A 15,952-nucleotide genomic window follows, 5' to 3' on the forward strand; every position below is an offset into this window, starting at 1 on the left:
TCTCGGGGGTGCTGCAAGGGGGGCTGGTCACGCCTGCTGCAAGGCGCCTGTGCGGTGCGGCGCGCCGGGAGCGACGCGCCAGCGTGGAGGTTCGCCCACGGTCTCGCGCATCTCGACCCGTCCCAGCCGCTGCCAGTGCCGGAGGAACGCGTAGGCCTCGACCGCGGCGAGGTAGTGCGCCGCCTGGGAGTGGTGCGATCCGGGACGCTCCGTCTGCCGGACCCGATCGGCGACCTTCCAGGCGCTGACCGGACGGTCCGTCGGCAGGGCGGCCAGGATCTGCTCGCCTCGGCCCGTGTAGTGCGCCCGCGCCCGTTCGTGCAGCGCCGCAGCGTCGGCCACGGGCTCGCCGTGGCCGGGCAGGAGCGAGCCGGACAGGGGTTGCGTCCGGTCCAAAGAAGCCAGGTAGTCGCCGACGGGATCGGGCCCCTCCTCGTCGGCGCCCTCGTCGTCGGCGCCCTGCCGGGGCGTGTCGCCGTCCAGGTACAGACGGGGGCGCAGGCCGGGCAGGAGGTGGTCGCCGGCGAACAGCGCACCGGTCTCGTCGAGGAAGCACAGGTGACCGGGGCTGTGCCCCGGTGTCCGCACCGCCTGGATGCGGCGCCCCCGGGTCGGGGCCGCCTGGCCGTCGTCCAGGGGGGTCAGCACAGGCCGGGGCAGCAGCGGTATGCCACCGAACTTCGCCTCCAGGGCCTGGGCGGTGGACGCCGGGGCTCCGAGCCGGTCCAGCATCCCCAAGGGGCGAGCGCCGCCGCGGTTCTCGCCACTGCCACCGTCCTCGAACGCGCCCCACTCCGCACGATGGGCGGCGACCCAGCACCCGGTCTGCTGCTGCAGGGCCTGCGCCAGACCGGCATGGTCGGGGTGAGCGTGCGTCAGCAGTACTCCTTCGACGGCGTCGAGTCCTGCTCCGAGCGCTGCCAGGCCTGACCGCAATGTCCTCAGGCTCACCTCGTCCCAGCCCGCGTCGACCAGGACGACGCGGTCCGCGCAGGCCAAGGCGTACACGTTGACGACCGGTGGGGTGTTGCGCTCGACGAGGACCGGCAGGCGCCACACCCCGTCGCCGACCGGAGTCGGGGCGTGGCGCCCGCGGGGCCCGTACAGGGAGGACCTCATCGGGGCAGTCCCAGAATGCGCTCCGCTATCACATTGAGCTGGATCTCCACGGTCCCGCCGCCGATCAGGACGCTCGGCAGCTGGAGTTCGCCCTGCACCAGTCCGTGGGCGTCGGTGCCGACGGCCCCCTCTGCGCCCAGCAGTCGCAGCCCGGTCGCTGCGGCGGCACGGTCGGCCAGGGCGCTGCCCACCTTCAGGACGCTGGCAGCCGCACCCGGTTGCAGTCCTGACAGGCGGCGCAGCGTGGAGCGGAGGCCCAGCGCGTGCAGGGCGATCCGGGTGGCCGTGATCGACCCGAGCTCCTCCAGCACCGCCGGCGCGTCCGCCGCCGGCGTACCGGACCGCACCGCGTCGCGCAGCCGCTCGGCACCATCCTTCCCTCCCATGCCCGCGCCGATGGTCAGGCGCTCGTTGGCGAGCGTGGTGGCCGTCAGCTTCCAGCCTTCGCCGGCCTGTCCGACCAGGCACTGGTCGGGGACGAAGACGTCGGTCAGGAAGACTTCGTTGAACTCCGCCCCGCCGGTGGCCTGCCGCAGGGGGCGCACCTCCACGCCGGGTGAGTGCATGTCCACGAGGAAGCAACTCAGACCCTTGTGCCTGGGTGCCTGCGGATCGCTACGGGCCAGGCAGATGCCCCAGTCGGCCTCGTGCGCCGAGGAGGTCCACACCTTCTGGCCGTTGAGCACCCAGCCGCCGCGCTCCCGGTCCTGGACGGCACGGGTGCTGAGCGAGGCGAGGTCCGAGCCGGCGCCCGGTTCGCTGAACAACTGGCACCACGTCATCTCGCCGCGCAGGGTGGGAACGGCGAACCGTCTCTTCTGCTCCTCCTCGCCATGGGCCAGGACGGTGGGCACCGCCCACTCGCCGATGACCGACGAGGGCCGTTCCAGGCCGCGCTTCGCGAACTCCTGGGCGATGACGGCCTGCTGGGCCGGCGAGGCGTCCAGCCCGTAGGGCCTGGGCCAGTGCGGGGCTGCCAGGCCGGTGTCGGCCAGCAGGGTGCGGCGCGGTCCGGTGCCGGACGCGGGCCAGGCGCCGGGGCGCTGCGACAGGTCCGGGGGCAGGGCCATCGCGGCGTCGAGCTGCTCGGCTACCCAGCCTCGGAATGCCGGGTCCTTGTCCTCCAGTTCGAGGTCGAAGTCCCGGGCCGCGGTCAGGGACAATGCGCCCAGGTCGCTCGCCCGGGTTGGGACCGGTCCGGTCAGGGCGTTCAGGCTGATGGCACGGCGCCAGTACAGGTGGATGTCGTGTTCCCAGGTGAAGCCGATGCCGCCCAGCAGCGTGACCGCGTCCAGGACCGCGTCGACGGCGCGGCCGGGGCCGACCACCGCGGCGGCGGCAGCGGCCAGGCGTGACTGCGTACCGTCCTGGGCAAGGCTGCGGGCGGCGTCCCACGCGGCTGCGGCGCTCAGTTCCGACGCCAGCAGGAGCAGCGCTGCCTTGTGCTTGACCGCCTGGAACGAGCCGACGGGACGGCCGAACTGCTCGCGGACCTTGACGTGGTCCACCGCCGTCCGCAGGCTCTGCGCGACCACGCCGCTGGCGTCGGCGGCGTACAGGGCGGTCACCGCGGCGCGCACCCGGTCGGCGTCCAGTCCGGGGACCAGGTCCGCCGCTGCGACCTGAGCGTCCGTCAACCGGAGTCTTCCCAGGTCACGGGTGAGGTCCACGCCCTCCTCCGGCAGCAGTGCACCGGCCAGCGCCTGCACCGGCAGGGCGAACCAGACGGCGTCCCCGGCTGCGTGGTCGACGCGCTCGGCGCCGACGAGGAGCAGGTCGGCCGACAGCAGGCCGAGCACGGGAGTGCTGCGGCCGGTCAGGACCCATCCCTGTGCTTCCCGGCGTGCCGTGATCCCGCTGCCGGGCAGGACCACCGCTCCGGTGGTGCCGTCGGCGAAGCACCGCAGCACTTCGCTGCGCCTGACGCCGGCGGCCGCCGTCGTGACTGCGGCGCTCGCGGTGACGGTGGGCAGGAACGGGCCGGGCAGCAGGGCCCTCCCGGTCTCCTCGACCACGACGGCCAGGTCCACCAGCGACCCGCCGTCGCCGCCGTCGGCCTCGTCGATGTGGATTCGGTGCAGCCCCTGCGCAACCAGCGCGTCCCAGTGCTTGGGGCGGTCGCCGGCCGCATACCGGGACAGGTGCAGCCGAGTCTCGGCGACGCTCGCGTAATGTGCGGTGAAATCCCTTACTGAATCAGCTAGTTGGATGTGCTCTTCGGTGACCGGGAGGGCCATGCGCTGCTCCCTGGGGAATCGGGTTCGACGGGTGACGGGTGTATCCACTGGGAGACGAGATCGGCCCACCGCTGCGAGACGGTCTGTTCCATCTCCGCCGCGGACTTCCGTGCGGACGCGTCGGGTGACGCCGCCCGCAGCGCGGCGAAGGGGCCGTGGGCGGTGGCCGGCAGCAGGGCGTCCAGATCCTCCCTGGCCAGCCCCGCCGCCTCCAACTGCCGTGCGTGCCCGTCGATGTCGAGGACCTCTGGCAGGTCCGAGACGGCGAGCCGGACGGCCGCGTCCTCCTCGCCGTTGTCCATGAGGATGCCGATCAGGCTGGCCTTGCTCAGCTGTACCACGGTGGCTCCCTGTGCTTGTTCCGGAGGTCCGCGCGGTCAGGCGGGGCTGCGGCGGGTGGCCAGCTCCCAGCCGTTGGTGCGCATGACGGCCTCGCACTGCTCCGGTGTGTAGTCGAAGTTCTCGAGGTCCTTGATGTAGGAGGCGGGATCGGCCAGGCCCTCGACGTGGGGCCAGTCGGAGCCCATGAGGATGTGGCCGGGCCCGATCAGTTGGAGCAGGCTGGCGAGTTCGTCCTCGTAGAACGGGGAGACCCACACGTGGCGCTTGAAGGTCTCGCGCGGGTCCTCGGGGTAGAGGTGCGGAACCTGGCCGTAGGACTTGCTGAGCTTCTCGAAGAGGTGGAACACCCAGGCGGAACCGATCTCGATGGAGGCGATCCGCAGGTTCGGGAAGCGGTGGAACAGGTGCAGGGAGAGGTGGCTGGCCATGGTGTCCTGCATGGGGTCGGGAGAGGAGATGCCGCGGAAGGCCGACGCCCGGTACGCCTCGGTGAAGTCCCGCTCCCCCCATTCCCCGAGGAACTTGGCGTAGTGGGTCTCACCGCCGTGGTAGGCCACCGTGATCCCGGAGTCGGCGGCGAGCTTCCAGAAGTCGTCGAAGACGGGATCGGCGGGTGCGCGCATGCCGCTCTCGGTCTGCACCGGGCCGGGGATCATCACCACGAACCGCGCGTCCCGCTCCAGGGCCCACTCCAGCTCCCGCGCCGCATTGGCGGGGTCGGCCAGGGTGATGTAGGGCGCCGCGAAGATGCGGTTCCGGTAGGCGAAGCCCCAGTCCTCGGCCAGCCAGCGGTTGAAGGCGCGGAAGGCGGCGGTCAGCGCCGGGATGTCATGGGCCAGGGCGACCTCCATGCCGACTCCGAGGGTGGGCAGCATGAGGCAGGCGTCCATGCCCTGCCCGTCCATGACCGCCACCCGGGCGTCGCGGTCGCGGTACTCGCCGCGTATCGGCCCCAGTTCGCCCATCAGCTTGCTCACGTCGGCGGACTTGGGGTTGCGCCCGCGGAAGTACTCGTCCATCACCCCGGGCGCGGCGACCGGGTCGAAGGTGGGCTTGGGGATGAACTTGTTCACCCTGCCCGCGACCAGCAGACGGGTCCTGCCCTCGATCTCGGCCCACTGCATGGCCCGCTTGCGGTACTCGGGCTCGATGTGGCGGGTGAAGGCGTCCAGCGCCTCGTAGTAGTGGTTGTCGCAGTCGAAGAAGCGGAACGGGAGTTGGTGCGCCATCAAGGGACTCCATACGTGTGAGGGGAGGCTCGCCTTCAAGATAGAACGAGGTTTCTCGAAGAACAAGACCTGAGAGAGGATCAGGAAACTGCTCTAAACCCACAGACTGGGACATGACCATCGCGGAAGTGTCCAGTTCCATGAACGCGGTTTCACCAACGTCGGTTAAGCGGCTACGACGCCGGCCTGTTCCGGAGCGCGCTGCTCCTCGCTGGCCGCGCCACCGGTCGCCGCCGCGCGGGCGTGGCGGAGGACCAGGGTGCAGGTGCAGGCGACGACCGTTGCACCCAGCACGATCCACATCAGGATCTGTGCGGTGCGGAGCGTCATCAGGGAGTACTGGGCGGTCAGATTGACCTGGCCCAGGGACTTCGGCCCCAGGGTCACTTTCATGACCAGCGGGTCGGCCCAGATCACCGCGGTCACCGTGGCGGTGGCGATGGACTGGCCGATGTTGGCGGCCAGGCTGAACATGCCGGCGCTAATGCCCTGCAGGCGCGGCGGCGCGGCCTCCATCATCAGGGTCGGGGTGATGGCGTAGTAGGCGCCGAAGCCGAGGCCGAAGACCGCGCCGGTCAGGGCGAAGAACCAGATGCCGTGGGTGAGCAGCGCCAGCATGAGCACGGCCGCTGACGCGAAGGCCGCGAAGCCGAGCAGCAGGGGAAAGCGCATGCTTCGGCGTCCTGCCAGCCAGCCGGCCGCAGGCCCGGCGAACAGGGCCGTACCGCCCTGCCACACCATCTGGTGCACTGCGCAGCCGATCAGGGAGAGGCCTCCCGCGAAGGCGAGGGAGCCGCTGAAGGAGACGTGCAGCAGCGCGGCAGTCGCGCTGGGCAGCCCTGAGGCAACGGCCTGCGCGCGGGCGCCGGCGGTCAGTTGGGCCGCAGTGGGGGTCTGGGTCATCAGGGGCACCGCGTAGGCCCAGACGCTGACGGCCACGCTGCCCCAGAAGGTGACCGCCAGCGTGCCCAGCACCCTGCGGTCGCCGAGCAGGTGCAGATCGATCAGCGGTGAGGGGGCGCGCCGTTCGACGGGGACGAAGAGGCCGAGCAGCACCAGCCCTCCGGCCAGGTAGGCGAGGCTGCCCAGGGCGCTCCAGCCCCAGTTGTGCCCGTTGCTGAGGTAGACGAGCAGCAGCGCCAGTCCCGCAGCCAGGACGAACGCGCCGAGCAGGTCCAGGTGTTGGCGGAAGCGGTGGTTGGACTCCGGTACCAGCAGGACGAGCAGGACCAGGGTCGCGATTCCGTACAGGGTCATGACCCAGAACAGCGACCGCCAGCTGTAGTGGTCGAGCAGGTAGCCGCTCAGCAGCGGGGCGGCGATGACCCCGGCGCCCGAGCCGGTGGTGAGCATGCCGATGGCAGTCGGTACGTACCGCCGCGGCAGGATGTCGCGGAAGAGGCCGTAGGCGACGGCGCCGATGCCGAGGGAGAGCCCCTGCAGCACCCGGCCGGCCAGGAAGGCGGGCCAACTGGCGGTCAGCGCGGTGACCAGCGACCCGATGACGAACAGGACGCCGCTGACCGTCATCATCCGCTTCTTGCCCCACAGGTCGGAGGCTTTGCCGAGCAGCGGAGCGGCCACCGCGCCGGTCAGGGCGAAGACGGTGTTCACCCAGCTGATGTCGGCGCCGACACCGGGGAAGCTCGGCGCGATCCTGAGCACGGCCGGGCTGACCATGGTGAACTGCAGGACCCCGGTCTCCGCGAACAGGACGGTCACCGCGACGATCAGGAAGACCCGTCGCCGGGAGGCCTCCGGCAGGCGGTCGTCTGGTCCCGCGTGGCTTTCAAGTGATCTCTCAGGCTCCTTGGGCATGGTTCAGTACTCCTTGTCGTCCGCGATGCGCGGCGAGGACTCGATGGGGTGGCAGGAGACTCGCGGGTCGGCCGGTCCGGTCACTGCTTCCTGGGGATGCTCTTGTGCTCCAGGTAGGCGTCCAGGCCCTCGGGGCCCAACTCGCGTCCGATGCCGCTGTTCTTGTAGCCGCCGAACGGGGTGGCCGGGTCGACGCTGTACAGGTTCACCCCGCAGGAGCCGGTGCGGATGCGGCGGGCCACCTCGACGCCGTGCTGCGGGTCGGCGGTCCAGACCGAGCCGGCCAGCCCGTACTCGCTGTCGTTGGCGATGCGGACGGCGTCCTCCTCGTCGTCGTAGGCGATCAGGGTGAGGACCGGACCGAAGATCTCCTCGCGGGCGATGCGCATGCCGTTGTCGACGTCGGCGAAGACCGTCGGCGCGACGTACCACCCGCGATCGAGCGGTCGGCTGAGGCCGCCGACCAGCACCTTCGCCCCCTCCTCCTGGCCGAGGCGGATGTAGCCCTCGACGCGCTCGCGGTGGCCGCGCGAGGCCAGCGGGCCGATCATGGTGTCGGCCGCGGAGGGGTCGCCGATCTTGAGGGCGCCGACCATGTCGGCCACGGCGCCGGCGAACTCGTCGTAGCGGGAACGGGGCAGCAGGATGCGGGTCTGCGCTGCGCAGACCTGTCCGCTGTTGGCCAGGGAGGCGCCCATGAGCCCCCCGACGGCAGTCGGCAGGTCCGCGTCCTCCAGGAAGACCGCTGCTGACTTGCCCCCCAGTTCCAGGGTCACCCGCTTGAGGCTGCGGCCGCAGACCTCGGCGATCCGGCGTCCGGCCGCGGTGGAGCCGGTGAAGGACACCTTGTCGACGCCGGAGTGGCCGACCAGGTGCGCGCCGACCTCCCGTCCCGCAGGGACGATGTTGACCACCCCGGCCGGGACGCCGGCCTCGGTGAGCCACTCGGCGAGCAGCACGGAGTCGAGCGGGGTCTCCGGGGACGGCTTGACCACGACCGTGCAGCCAGCAATCAGCGCCGGGGCGAGTTTGAGCATCAGCGCGAACTGGGGCACGTTCCACGGCACGATGGCCGCGACCACGCCCACCGGCTCGCGCACGACGGTCACCGGCCCCTGCAGTCCCTGGCGCTCCTCCTCCCACGGGTAGGAGGCGGCGAGGTCGACGTAGTACCGCAACACCATCTGGGGCATGAAGGCCTGGGCACCGAGCGAGAACCAGGCCGGGGATCCCATCTCGGCGGTAACCAGTTCGGCCATGGTCTGCACGCGCTCGGCGTACAGCGCCGACAGCCGGCCCAAGACCGCCGCGCGCTCGGTGGGGCTCATCCGCGGCCACGGGCCGTGGTCGAACGCCTCGCGTGCGGCCGCCACCGCCCTGTCGATGTCGCCGCTGGTGCCCTCGGGCACCTGGCCTATCCGCTCCTCGGTGTGCGGGGACACGACGTCGATCGTGCCGGTTCCGGCGGGTTCGACCCAGGTGCCGCCGATGAAGAGCTTGCCGCTTCCGTACATGGTGTTCCTCCGAAGCATGGTGGGGTGCCGGATACTGAGCCCTGGTCAGCTCCTGTGCGCGCGTGGGCTCAGCGCGCGGCCCTGGCCTGCGCCCTGGCAGCGGCCTTGGCCTTCTTGACCTGCTCGCGGGCGCTCCTGATCAGCGTCACGCCGTCCGGCCCCCACATCAGTCGCATGAAGTGGCGCTCGACGGGCCCGCGCTGGAAGAGCCAGATCAGCGGCATCGACAGCTTGGTGCGGCGCACAGCGCGCCGGGACTGCTCCGGTGTCATCCCCATCCAGGCGCGCAACTGCTCGGAGCCCACCGCGCCGACCCACATCCGGAACAGCGTGTGGTTGATCGGGCCGTTGTAACGCGCGACCGCGCGCTGCGACTTGTGGTAGTTCTTCCGGAGGTTCTCGAAGTACAACAGGTTGATGTTCTCGCCGGTCTCGGGGATCACGGCCATGGTGGCCGTGGGCCCGAACAGGTGGCCGTATTTCACGTACAACGCGTCGAGCTCGGCGATCGAGGTGGGGATCTCCTCCTCGTCGGCCCCCACGAGGCGGCAGTAGGCCGCGGCCTCGGCCATGAACTGGTCGCGCTCGTGCGGCGGGAGCCTGTGCGGCGGCCGACCGTCCCTGAAGGCCAGCCCCTCGTAGGCCCACAGCATGGAGTGCATCTCGGTCAGGGCCGCCCACATCGCCTCGCGGGGCCCGGCCGCCGCGTAGCCGCCGAGTTCCGGGTCGCCGACGTCGATGACCTCGCCGGCGACCTTCTGGTGGATGTTGCGCAGGTGCTTGGCCATGCGCTCGGCGGTCTCGGTGTCCCCCAGCCACATCGGTGCGTGCATGCCGGAGTTCCGCTGAGTGCGCTCGAACATACCGAAGTGGTTCAGTTCGCCCTTGCGCGCGGCGCGCGAGATGGGGTCGTGGTCGCGCACGCCGGCCAGGATGGGCCGGTAGGAGGACTGGATCGCGCTCTGCGCCGGGTACTGGAAGACGATCGTCGCGGGGTGCAGCATCACCTTCCACACGATGGAGTCCGGTCCGAAGAGTCCGTAGTCCGGCGAACCGTCCTCGCGAACGGACGCGCCCGCCGGAACGGGCTCGCCGAACCGCCGCCAGCGCCGTTCGGTGCCTGCGACCTGCTCCTTCGTGATCACATTGCTCGTGGGCCCGCGAAGCCCGGAAGTGGTGGCCATGGCCGGCTGCCTCCTTGCTGCCAAGTTAAATCCCGACCGGGATTTACGTCACTGTAAGATGGGTTTCATGAGCCGTCAACAGTCGTCGGCGGGTTCCGCACCCGCCGGCTCCGCCGCATCACAGACGCCGCCCGCGCGCAGGGGAAGGGGCAACAGCGTCGGACTCGGTCCGAAGCAGATCGTGGATGCGGCTCGCACCCTCCCGCCGGAGCGGCTGACCATGCAGGCGGTGGCGAACCTCCTCGGCGTGGACCGGAAAGCGATCCACAACCACGTCCCCGACCGCGAGGCACTGGCCACGCTCGTGGCACTCGACGCGCTCGCCGCGAACTCGACGGACGTACAGATCCCCGAGGACGCGGACTGGCAGACCGCCAGCCGGATCTACGCCTACGGCCTGGTCGACGGCGTCATCGCGGTGGGCGGCCTCGCCCGCCACCTCTCCCAGGGCTCACCGCTGACCGCCCAGACCCTGGACGGCACGGAGGCCGTGCTCGCACGCCTCATCGAGGCAGGCTTCGACCAGGCGACGGCCCAGCGCTACATGGCGGCTCTGACGAACATCTGCCTGGCGTTCGCCCGCGACGTGATCGACGCCGCCCAGGAAGGGACTGCCACCCGCCTGCACTACCTCCAGGCGGCCCTGGCCGAGCGGGACGCCGACCACTTCCCGCACCTGTCCCGCATCGCCAGGCAGCCGGAAGACACCTACGACAGGCAGCAGTTGGAGTTCACCCTCGACATCTTCCTGGCGGGCGCAGCAGCAGCCGACCCCGATCCCCGCTGACGCCGACCGTTCCATTTGACGGTCCAATGGACCCCGTCTAGCCTGGGATAAATCCCGGTCGGGATTTAGTTGCGTGATCGGTGGGACAAGCCGGCCGCACTGGGCAGGCCGGTGGGACGGGAAGGAACGCATCATGGCTCGACTCGACGGCAAAGTGGCGGTCATCACCGGCGGGGCACGCGGTATGGGGGCGGAGCACGCGCGTCGCTTCGTCGCCGAAGGAGCAAGCGTCGTGATCTCCGACGTCCTCAAGGATGACGGCGCCGCGCTCGCCGACGAACTCGGCGGCAAGGCGCTCTTCCTGGCCCACGACGTCACCGACGGGTCCCGGTGGGACGAGGTCGTCCGCGAGGCCGAGGAGGCCTTCGGGCCGGTCGACGTCCTGGTCAACAACGCCGGCATCTCCAGCGGCTCCGGTCTCCAAGGCACGGACGAGGAGCACTTCCGCCGCATCATCGACGTCAACCAGGTGTCGGTGTTCCTGGGCATGAAGGCCGTCCTGCCCAGCATGCGCAGGGCAGCGGGCGGCTCCATCATCAACGTCTCCTCCACCTCGGGGCTGGTCGGCTCCCAGGCGTTCGCGTACACGGCCTCCAAGTTCGCCGTCCGCGGCATGACCAAAGCAGCCGCGATCGAACTGGGGCCGATGGGCATCCGCGTCAACTCGGTACACCCCGGCTACATCCGCACTCCCATGATCACCGGCCTGCCGGACCGCCTCCCGGCGGCGACCCCGCTGGGGCGGGCGGCCGATCCCTCCGAGGTGTCGAGCCTGGTGTTGTACCTGGCCTCCGACGAATCCAGCTTCTCCACCGGCTCCGAATTCGTGGTCGACGGGGGCTTCACGGCCCAGTGAGTGCAGGATGGACGGGTAGTTCCGTTACTGAGGGGGTGCCACATGGCCTGGTCCGAACGCGTCGTGGTCCGAGACGGTGTACGACTCGTCTGCCGCGACTGGGGTGGTGACGGGCCGCCGGTCCTGATGCTGCACGGGTTGGCGGGTCATGCGGGCGAGTGGGACCGACTGGCCGAAGGGCTCGGCGGACAGCACCGGATCGTCGCCCTGGACCAGCGCGGGCACGGGGCCAGTGAGCGCCGCCCGAGGGAGGTCACCCGCGCGGCCTGTACAGCCGACGTGATCGCGGTGATCGATCAACTCGACCTGGAGAAGGTGGTTCTGGCCGGCCAGTCGCTCGGCGGCCACACCGCGATGCTCGCCGCTGCCGCCGCACCGGACCGGGTGCGCGGACTGGTCCTGGTCGAGTCCGGAGCGGGTGGTCCGAGCACCAACGCCGCAGCAAATATCGGAAATTGGCTGGACTCGTGGCAACTCCCCTTCAAGACCCGGGATTCGGCCGTCCAGTTCCTGGGCGGCGGAGCCATCGGCGAAGGCTGGGCCGCCGGGCTGGAGCAGCGGGACGACGGCTGGTGGCCGCGCTTCGACCGGGACATGATGGTCGACTCGATTGCGGAGCTGGATGAACGGGACTTCTGGGCAGAGTGGGAAGGCGTCACCTGTCCGACCCTGCTCGTGCTGGCCCAACACAGTTTCATCCCGCTGGACGAAGTCGACGGCATGCTCCGACGCAGGCCGGAGACCACTGCCGTGAGCATCCCGGGCACCCGCCACGACCTGCACCTTCAACAACCGGACGTGCTGCTCGACCGAGTGTCGGACTTCCTGAGCCGGCTCGACCACGCCGACGGGTGAACGCGTCGTGGCCGTTCGGCCACCTCGGCGATGTCCAGCAGGGCCAAGAAACCGCTCCTTGACTTGAACCTCGCTTCAAGTCGGAGCATGAACCCATGACCGACACGACAGCACCACTCGGCTCCCCGCACCCGCAGGTCCAGGCCTACCTGGACCGCCTGGCCGCCGCGAACGTCGGCGAGTTGCACACCTTCACCCCCGAACAGGTACGCCAGGGCTGGCGTCGCCAGATCGCCCTGCTGGGCGAGCCGGAACCCGTTGCCGGGGTCCAGGACCGACGGATCGTCACCACGGCCGGTCCGATCCCGGTGCGCATCTACACTCCCGGTGGCACTCCCGGCGGCACCGGCCCCTTCCCCGTGCTGGTGTACTTCCACGGCGGCGGTTTCGTCATGGGCGACCTGGACACCCACGACGGCCTGTGCCGCAGCCTGACCAACGGCGCGACCTGCGTCGTGGTCTCGGTGGACTACCCCCTGGCCCCCGAGCACAGGTTCCCCGCCGCTCCCGAGGCCTGTCTCGCCGCCACGGAATGGGTCGCCGAACACGCCGGCGACCTCGGAGCGGACCCCGCACGAATCGCCGTCGGCGGCGACAGCGCGGGCGGGAACCTGGCGGCTGTCGTCGCCCGGCTCGCACGCGACCTCGGCGGACCGGCACTGGTCTTCCAACTGCTGATCTACCCGGACCTCGACTTCCGCAGGACCAGCCACAGCATCCAGGCCTTCGCGGGGAGGTTCGGCAACGTCAGCCGCGCCGCCCAGCACTGGTTCATGGACCACTACCTCACGGACGAACAGCAGAAGCTGGACCCCCGCGTCTCCCCGCTGCTGGCACCCGACCTGACCGGTCTACCGCCGGCACTGATCATCACCGCCGAGTTCGACGCACTACGCGACGAGGGCGAGGAGTACGGGCAGCGCCTGGAGAAGGCCGGCGTCCCGGTGACGGTCTCCCGATACCCGGGGATGATCCACGAGTTCGTCCGCCACCCCTTCGACGACAGCGCAAAAGCCCGCCATGAGGCAGCACTCGCACTGGCGACGGCGTTCACCCGATGACAGCAGGCCGGGCCCCACCGAACCACCCTCCCGCCGTGTGCGAACATGGAAGTGGTGGGCAGGGATGACGCCCGCTTCCGGACGAGGTGCACCGTACCCGGTGGGACAAGACGACGCTTCGCAGGAGGCGTGCCGTCATGAACGAGCAGTTGGTGCAGATCCTCGGGTCGGTGCTGGTACTGATCCCCTTCGCGCTGGCCCAGGCCCGGCGGGTGGACCCGAGTTCACTCAGCTATCTGCTGCTGAACCTGCTGGGGTCGGGCCTGCTTGCAGTCGACGCCGCGGTGACGCGGCAGTGGGGGTTCCTGCTGCTGGAGGGCGTCTGGGCGGTGGTCTCCCTGGCCGCGCTCAGCCGCAGGCAGGCCGGCCGCCGAACGTCCCGAACCGCCGGCCACTGAGCGGTGCTGATGGTGGACCCGATGGCCTCCGTGCTCGCGAGAGGGTCTGCTCGCAGGTTCGGGGACTGTCAGGGCCGCGGTGACGGCGCGGCATTCGCCTGTCCGGCAGGTCCTGCGTGTGCCTGCGCGCCGATCCAGGCGGCGACGGCGGACATGTCCACGGGCACGCTGGTGTCCACGCGCAGCAGTGGCCCCACCGCGAGTGGTCGGGCCAGCTCGCGCCAGCTCTCCCACTCGGCGTCACCGGGGAGCTCCCCGTGGATGGGGTGCCGCGGCAGGCGCGCTGCGCACCGGTGCCGGGCCGTCTCCATCGGCACTTCGCACCAGACTTCCACCGGCAGCGCATGCCTGGCCGTGCTCAGGCCCTGCAGCACCAGGTCCCGGACATCCGCACGCCAGCTCGACTCCAGGACGGCTCCCGCCGGAGCGTGCGCCAGCAACGCCCACATGGTCTGGCTGGCGGCAGCCCCGACGGCGGAGTTCCACTGCCGCTGGGAGTACCCGATCGCATGGCTGCCCAGGATGTCCGCGTGCACTTCCTTGATCACGTCCTTGCTGAACAGCGGAAGCCCCAGCACCCGGGACAGCTCGGTGCTCAGGGTCGTCTTCCCCGCCCCCGGCAGCCCATTGACCAACACCGCCACGGCAGCACTCTCAACGACGGTCATCGAGTCCCCCTGTCTCACGGTCAGTGCTCCATCAGCCGGGTTGTCCGCAGGATCCGGGCGAGCGTCTGCTCGACCGTGTTCTCCGGGCCGATGACGGTCTCCAGCCCGGCGGGAAGGAGGTCGAGTTCGCGGTACCAGCTCCGCAGCAGATCCACGCCGATCTCGTCGGCGGACGGCTTGGTGTTGTGGCGCTCGACCGTCGTCTCGAACGGGGCGTGCAGGTAGAACCAGTGCTGGGGACCCGTGTGCGCGGCCCGCAGGTCGGTGAGCATCGGTCCGTAGCGGCCTGCGTCGAGGATGCCCTCAAGGACGGTGTGGAACCCGCGTCCGAGGGCGAACCCAGTGATCTCCCGGATCAGGTCGATGTTGTGGCCGCCGGGAACGTCCGGTTCCCGCAACAGCTCACGACGGACGACGTCCTGGTGCACCAGGGCCAGGTTCCGTCGCTCGTAGGCTGCCCGGATCCTCTTGGCGAGGGTCGTCTTCCCGACCGCGCTCGGCCCGCGCAGGACGATCAGGATCGGGTCGCCGGGTCGGTCATCCTGCGCCTTCTCGGGGGCCGCACGGGGTAGGGCGCTGGCAGTCACCGGGGGCTCCAGGGGTTCATCGACTTGTGAGGGATGTTCAGGTGCAGTTGGCTTCCCTCTGAGTTGGTGTCAGGCAGCCGGGGCGTCGGAGATGGCCTGCTTGAACTCGGGGCACTCGACCAGGGGGGAACGGGTGCAGACGGCGGCGTGGCGCAGACTGGCGCGCATCCGGGTGAGCCGGTCGATCTCGGCGTCCAACTGCTCGGCCTTGGCCGCCAAGTGCACGCGCAGTTCGGTGTCGTCGGGGGTCGCGGTCACGAACCGGGCGATCTCGGCGAGAGTGAAACCCGAGGCACGGGCACACGCGACCAGGGACAGACGCACCAGCACCTCGGACCCGAAAGTACGGCGCAGTCCGTTACGGCCCTCGGAGGCGATCAGCCCCCGCCGCTCGTAGTACCGCAACGCCGACGGTGCCAGCCCGGACCGTTCGGCCACCTCGGCGATATCCAGCAGGGCCATGAAACGCTCCTTGACTTGAACCTCGCTTCAAGTCGAAGCATAGACCCATGACGTCTGACACGAGTGCTGTCTGGCACGATCGTGGGCATGCTGCAGGTCTGCCTGAACGGGGCGCGGACCCCCGACGAGTGCTGCTCTCTTCCGGTGTCGCCCGACCAGCTGGCACGAGAGGCGGCCGCGGCGGTGGCCGCCGGCGCTGAAGACGTCCACCTCCATCCCAAAGGCGTCGACGGCGTCGACTCCTTGGAGCCCGAACCGGTGGCGCGGGCCGTCGCGGCGGTGCGCGCTGCCGTGCCGGCCGGGGTGAAGGTCGGGGTCACCACCGGGGCCTGGGCGGTGCCGGACCCCGAGCGCCGTGCGGCGCTCATCCGTTCCTGGACGGTCCTGCCCGACCACGCGTCGGTGAACTGGCACGAGGAAGGCGCCGAGGTGGTCGCGGAGGTACTGCTGGCGCGCGGCGTGGGGGTCGAGGCGGGGATCTATTCCAGCGGCGGCGCGGCCCACCGGTTCCGTGCCTCGGGGTTGTCGCATCGTGTGCTGCGCGTGCTCGCCGAGGTCACCGACACCGACCCGGTCACCGCGGCGGCCACGGCCGTATCGCTCATCGACCTTCTGGGGCCGGGGCTGCCGGTTCCGATCCTGCTGCATGGGGAGGACGGCGGAGCTTGGCCGGTGCTGCGAGTGGCGGCCCGGCTGGGCCTGGACACCCGGATCGGCCTGGAGGACACCCTGGTGCTGCCGGACGGCTCGACCCCGGAGGGCAATGCCGCTCTGGTACGGGCCGCGAAGACCGTCCTGCGCCCACGCGGAGCCTGAGCGCGGGCAGGGGCCAACC

16 protein-coding genes and 1 riboswitch are annotated in these 15,952 nt (G+C 70.5%); of the genes, 6 read left to right on the forward strand and 10 right to left on the reverse strand.

The window, feature by feature from the left end:
- Positions 1–27 precede the first annotated feature (27 nt).
- From IF29_RS43615 to IF29_RS0116365, 7 genes are all read right to left on the reverse strand, one after another.
- Entirely contained in the window at positions 28–1,119 is a 1,092-nt protein-coding gene (locus IF29_RS43615) for an MBL fold metallo-hydrolase (RefSeq protein WP_051725395.1), read from the reverse strand.
- On the reverse strand, positions 1,116–3,356 hold the full coding sequence (locus IF29_RS0116335; RefSeq protein WP_030254971.1) for an acyl-CoA dehydrogenase family protein: 2,241 nt from the start codon (positions 3,354–3,356) through the stop codon (positions 1,116–1,118). Before IF29_RS0116335 ends, IF29_RS43615 begins: the two co-directional genes overlap by 4 nt.
- Positions 3,320–3,697 (reverse strand): hypothetical protein, encoded by a 378-nt coding sequence (locus IF29_RS46050; protein WP_030254973.1) that lies wholly within the window; start codon positions 3,695–3,697, stop codon positions 3,320–3,322. Before IF29_RS46050 ends, IF29_RS0116335 begins: the two co-directional genes overlap by 37 nt.
- Before the next feature lie 36 nt (positions 3,698–3,733).
- Positions 3,734–4,927 (reverse strand): amidohydrolase family protein, encoded by a 1,194-nt coding sequence (locus IF29_RS0116345; protein ID WP_030254975.1) that lies wholly within the window; start codon positions 4,925–4,927, stop codon positions 3,734–3,736.
- A gap of 165 nt (positions 4,928–5,092) precedes the next feature.
- On the reverse strand, positions 5,093–6,745 hold the full coding sequence (locus IF29_RS0116350) for an MFS transporter (protein WP_051725396.1): 1,653 nt from the start codon (positions 6,743–6,745) through the stop codon (positions 5,093–5,095).
- Between the two features lie 80 nt (positions 6,746–6,825).
- The gene (locus IF29_RS0116360) at positions 6,826–8,259 is read right to left on the reverse strand and encodes an aldehyde dehydrogenase (protein ID WP_030254981.1); all 1,434 of its coding nucleotides are present in this window, start codon (positions 8,257–8,259) and stop codon (positions 6,826–6,828) included.
- A 68-nt stretch (positions 8,260–8,327) separates the two neighbouring features.
- A complete protein-coding gene (locus IF29_RS0116365) occupies positions 8,328–9,443 on the reverse strand; it encodes an oxygenase MpaB family protein (RefSeq protein ID WP_030254983.1) in 1,116 nt (371 codons plus the stop codon).
- 181 nt (positions 9,444–9,624) lie between these two features.
- On the opposite strand from IF29_RS0116365, the gene IF29_RS0116370 reads away from it, so the two are divergent.
- From IF29_RS0116370 to IF29_RS0116390, 5 genes are all read left to right on the forward strand, one after another.
- Positions 9,625–10,230 (forward strand): TetR/AcrR family transcriptional regulator C-terminal domain-containing protein, encoded by a 606-nt coding sequence (locus tag IF29_RS0116370; RefSeq protein ID WP_232242176.1) that lies wholly within the window; start codon positions 9,625–9,627, stop codon positions 10,228–10,230.
- 133 nt (positions 10,231–10,363) lie between these two features.
- A complete protein-coding gene (locus IF29_RS0116375) occupies positions 10,364–11,086 on the forward strand; it encodes a glucose 1-dehydrogenase (protein WP_030254988.1) in 723 nt (240 codons plus the stop codon).
- Positions 11,087–11,128: 42 nt separating this feature from the next.
- On the forward strand, positions 11,129–11,941 hold the full coding sequence (locus tag IF29_RS0116380) for an alpha/beta fold hydrolase (RefSeq protein WP_030254991.1): 813 nt from the start codon (positions 11,129–11,131) through the stop codon (positions 11,939–11,941).
- Positions 11,942–12,036: 95 nt separating this feature from the next.
- A complete protein-coding gene (locus tag IF29_RS0116385) occupies positions 12,037–13,002 on the forward strand; it encodes an alpha/beta hydrolase (RefSeq protein WP_030254995.1) in 966 nt (321 codons plus the stop codon).
- A 53-nt stretch (positions 13,003–13,055) separates the two neighbouring features.
- A riboswitch (guanidine-III (ykkC-III) riboswitch) is annotated at positions 13,056–13,122 on the forward strand.
- A gap of 17 nt (positions 13,123–13,139) precedes the next feature.
- On the forward strand, positions 13,140–13,400 hold the full coding sequence (locus tag IF29_RS0116390) for a CBU_0592 family membrane protein (RefSeq protein WP_037595502.1): 261 nt from the start codon (positions 13,140–13,142) through the stop codon (positions 13,398–13,400).
- Positions 13,401–13,468: 68 nt separating this feature from the next.
- Here IF29_RS0116390 and IF29_RS0116395 read toward each other — a convergent pair whose 3' ends face one another.
- The 3 genes from IF29_RS0116395 to IF29_RS0116405 form a co-directional block, all read right to left on the reverse strand.
- Positions 13,469–14,068, reverse strand: a complete 600-nt coding sequence (locus IF29_RS0116395) for a P-loop nucleotide/nucleoside kinase family protein (RefSeq protein ID WP_232242177.1) — start codon at positions 14,066–14,068, stop codon at positions 13,469–13,471.
- Positions 14,069–14,088: 20 nt separating this feature from the next.
- The gene (locus IF29_RS0116400; RefSeq protein ID WP_232242178.1) at positions 14,089–14,655 is read right to left on the reverse strand and encodes a P-loop NTPase family protein; all 567 of its coding nucleotides are present in this window, start codon (positions 14,653–14,655) and stop codon (positions 14,089–14,091) included.
- Positions 14,656–14,724: 69 nt separating this feature from the next.
- A complete protein-coding gene (locus tag IF29_RS0116405; RefSeq protein WP_030255006.1) occupies positions 14,725–15,117 on the reverse strand; it encodes a MerR family transcriptional regulator in 393 nt (130 codons plus the stop codon).
- A gap of 87 nt (positions 15,118–15,204) precedes the next feature.
- On the opposite strand from IF29_RS0116405, the gene IF29_RS0116410 reads away from it, so the two are divergent.
- Entirely contained in the window at positions 15,205–15,933 is a 729-nt protein-coding gene (locus IF29_RS0116410; protein WP_030255009.1) for a 3-keto-5-aminohexanoate cleavage protein, read from the forward strand.
- The last annotated feature ends 19 nt before the right edge of the window (positions 15,934–15,952 follow it).

The organism is Streptacidiphilus jeojiense (assembly GCF_000719095.1).
GTDB lineage: Bacteria > Actinomycetota > Actinomycetes > Streptomycetales > Streptomycetaceae > Streptacidiphilus > Streptacidiphilus jeojiensis.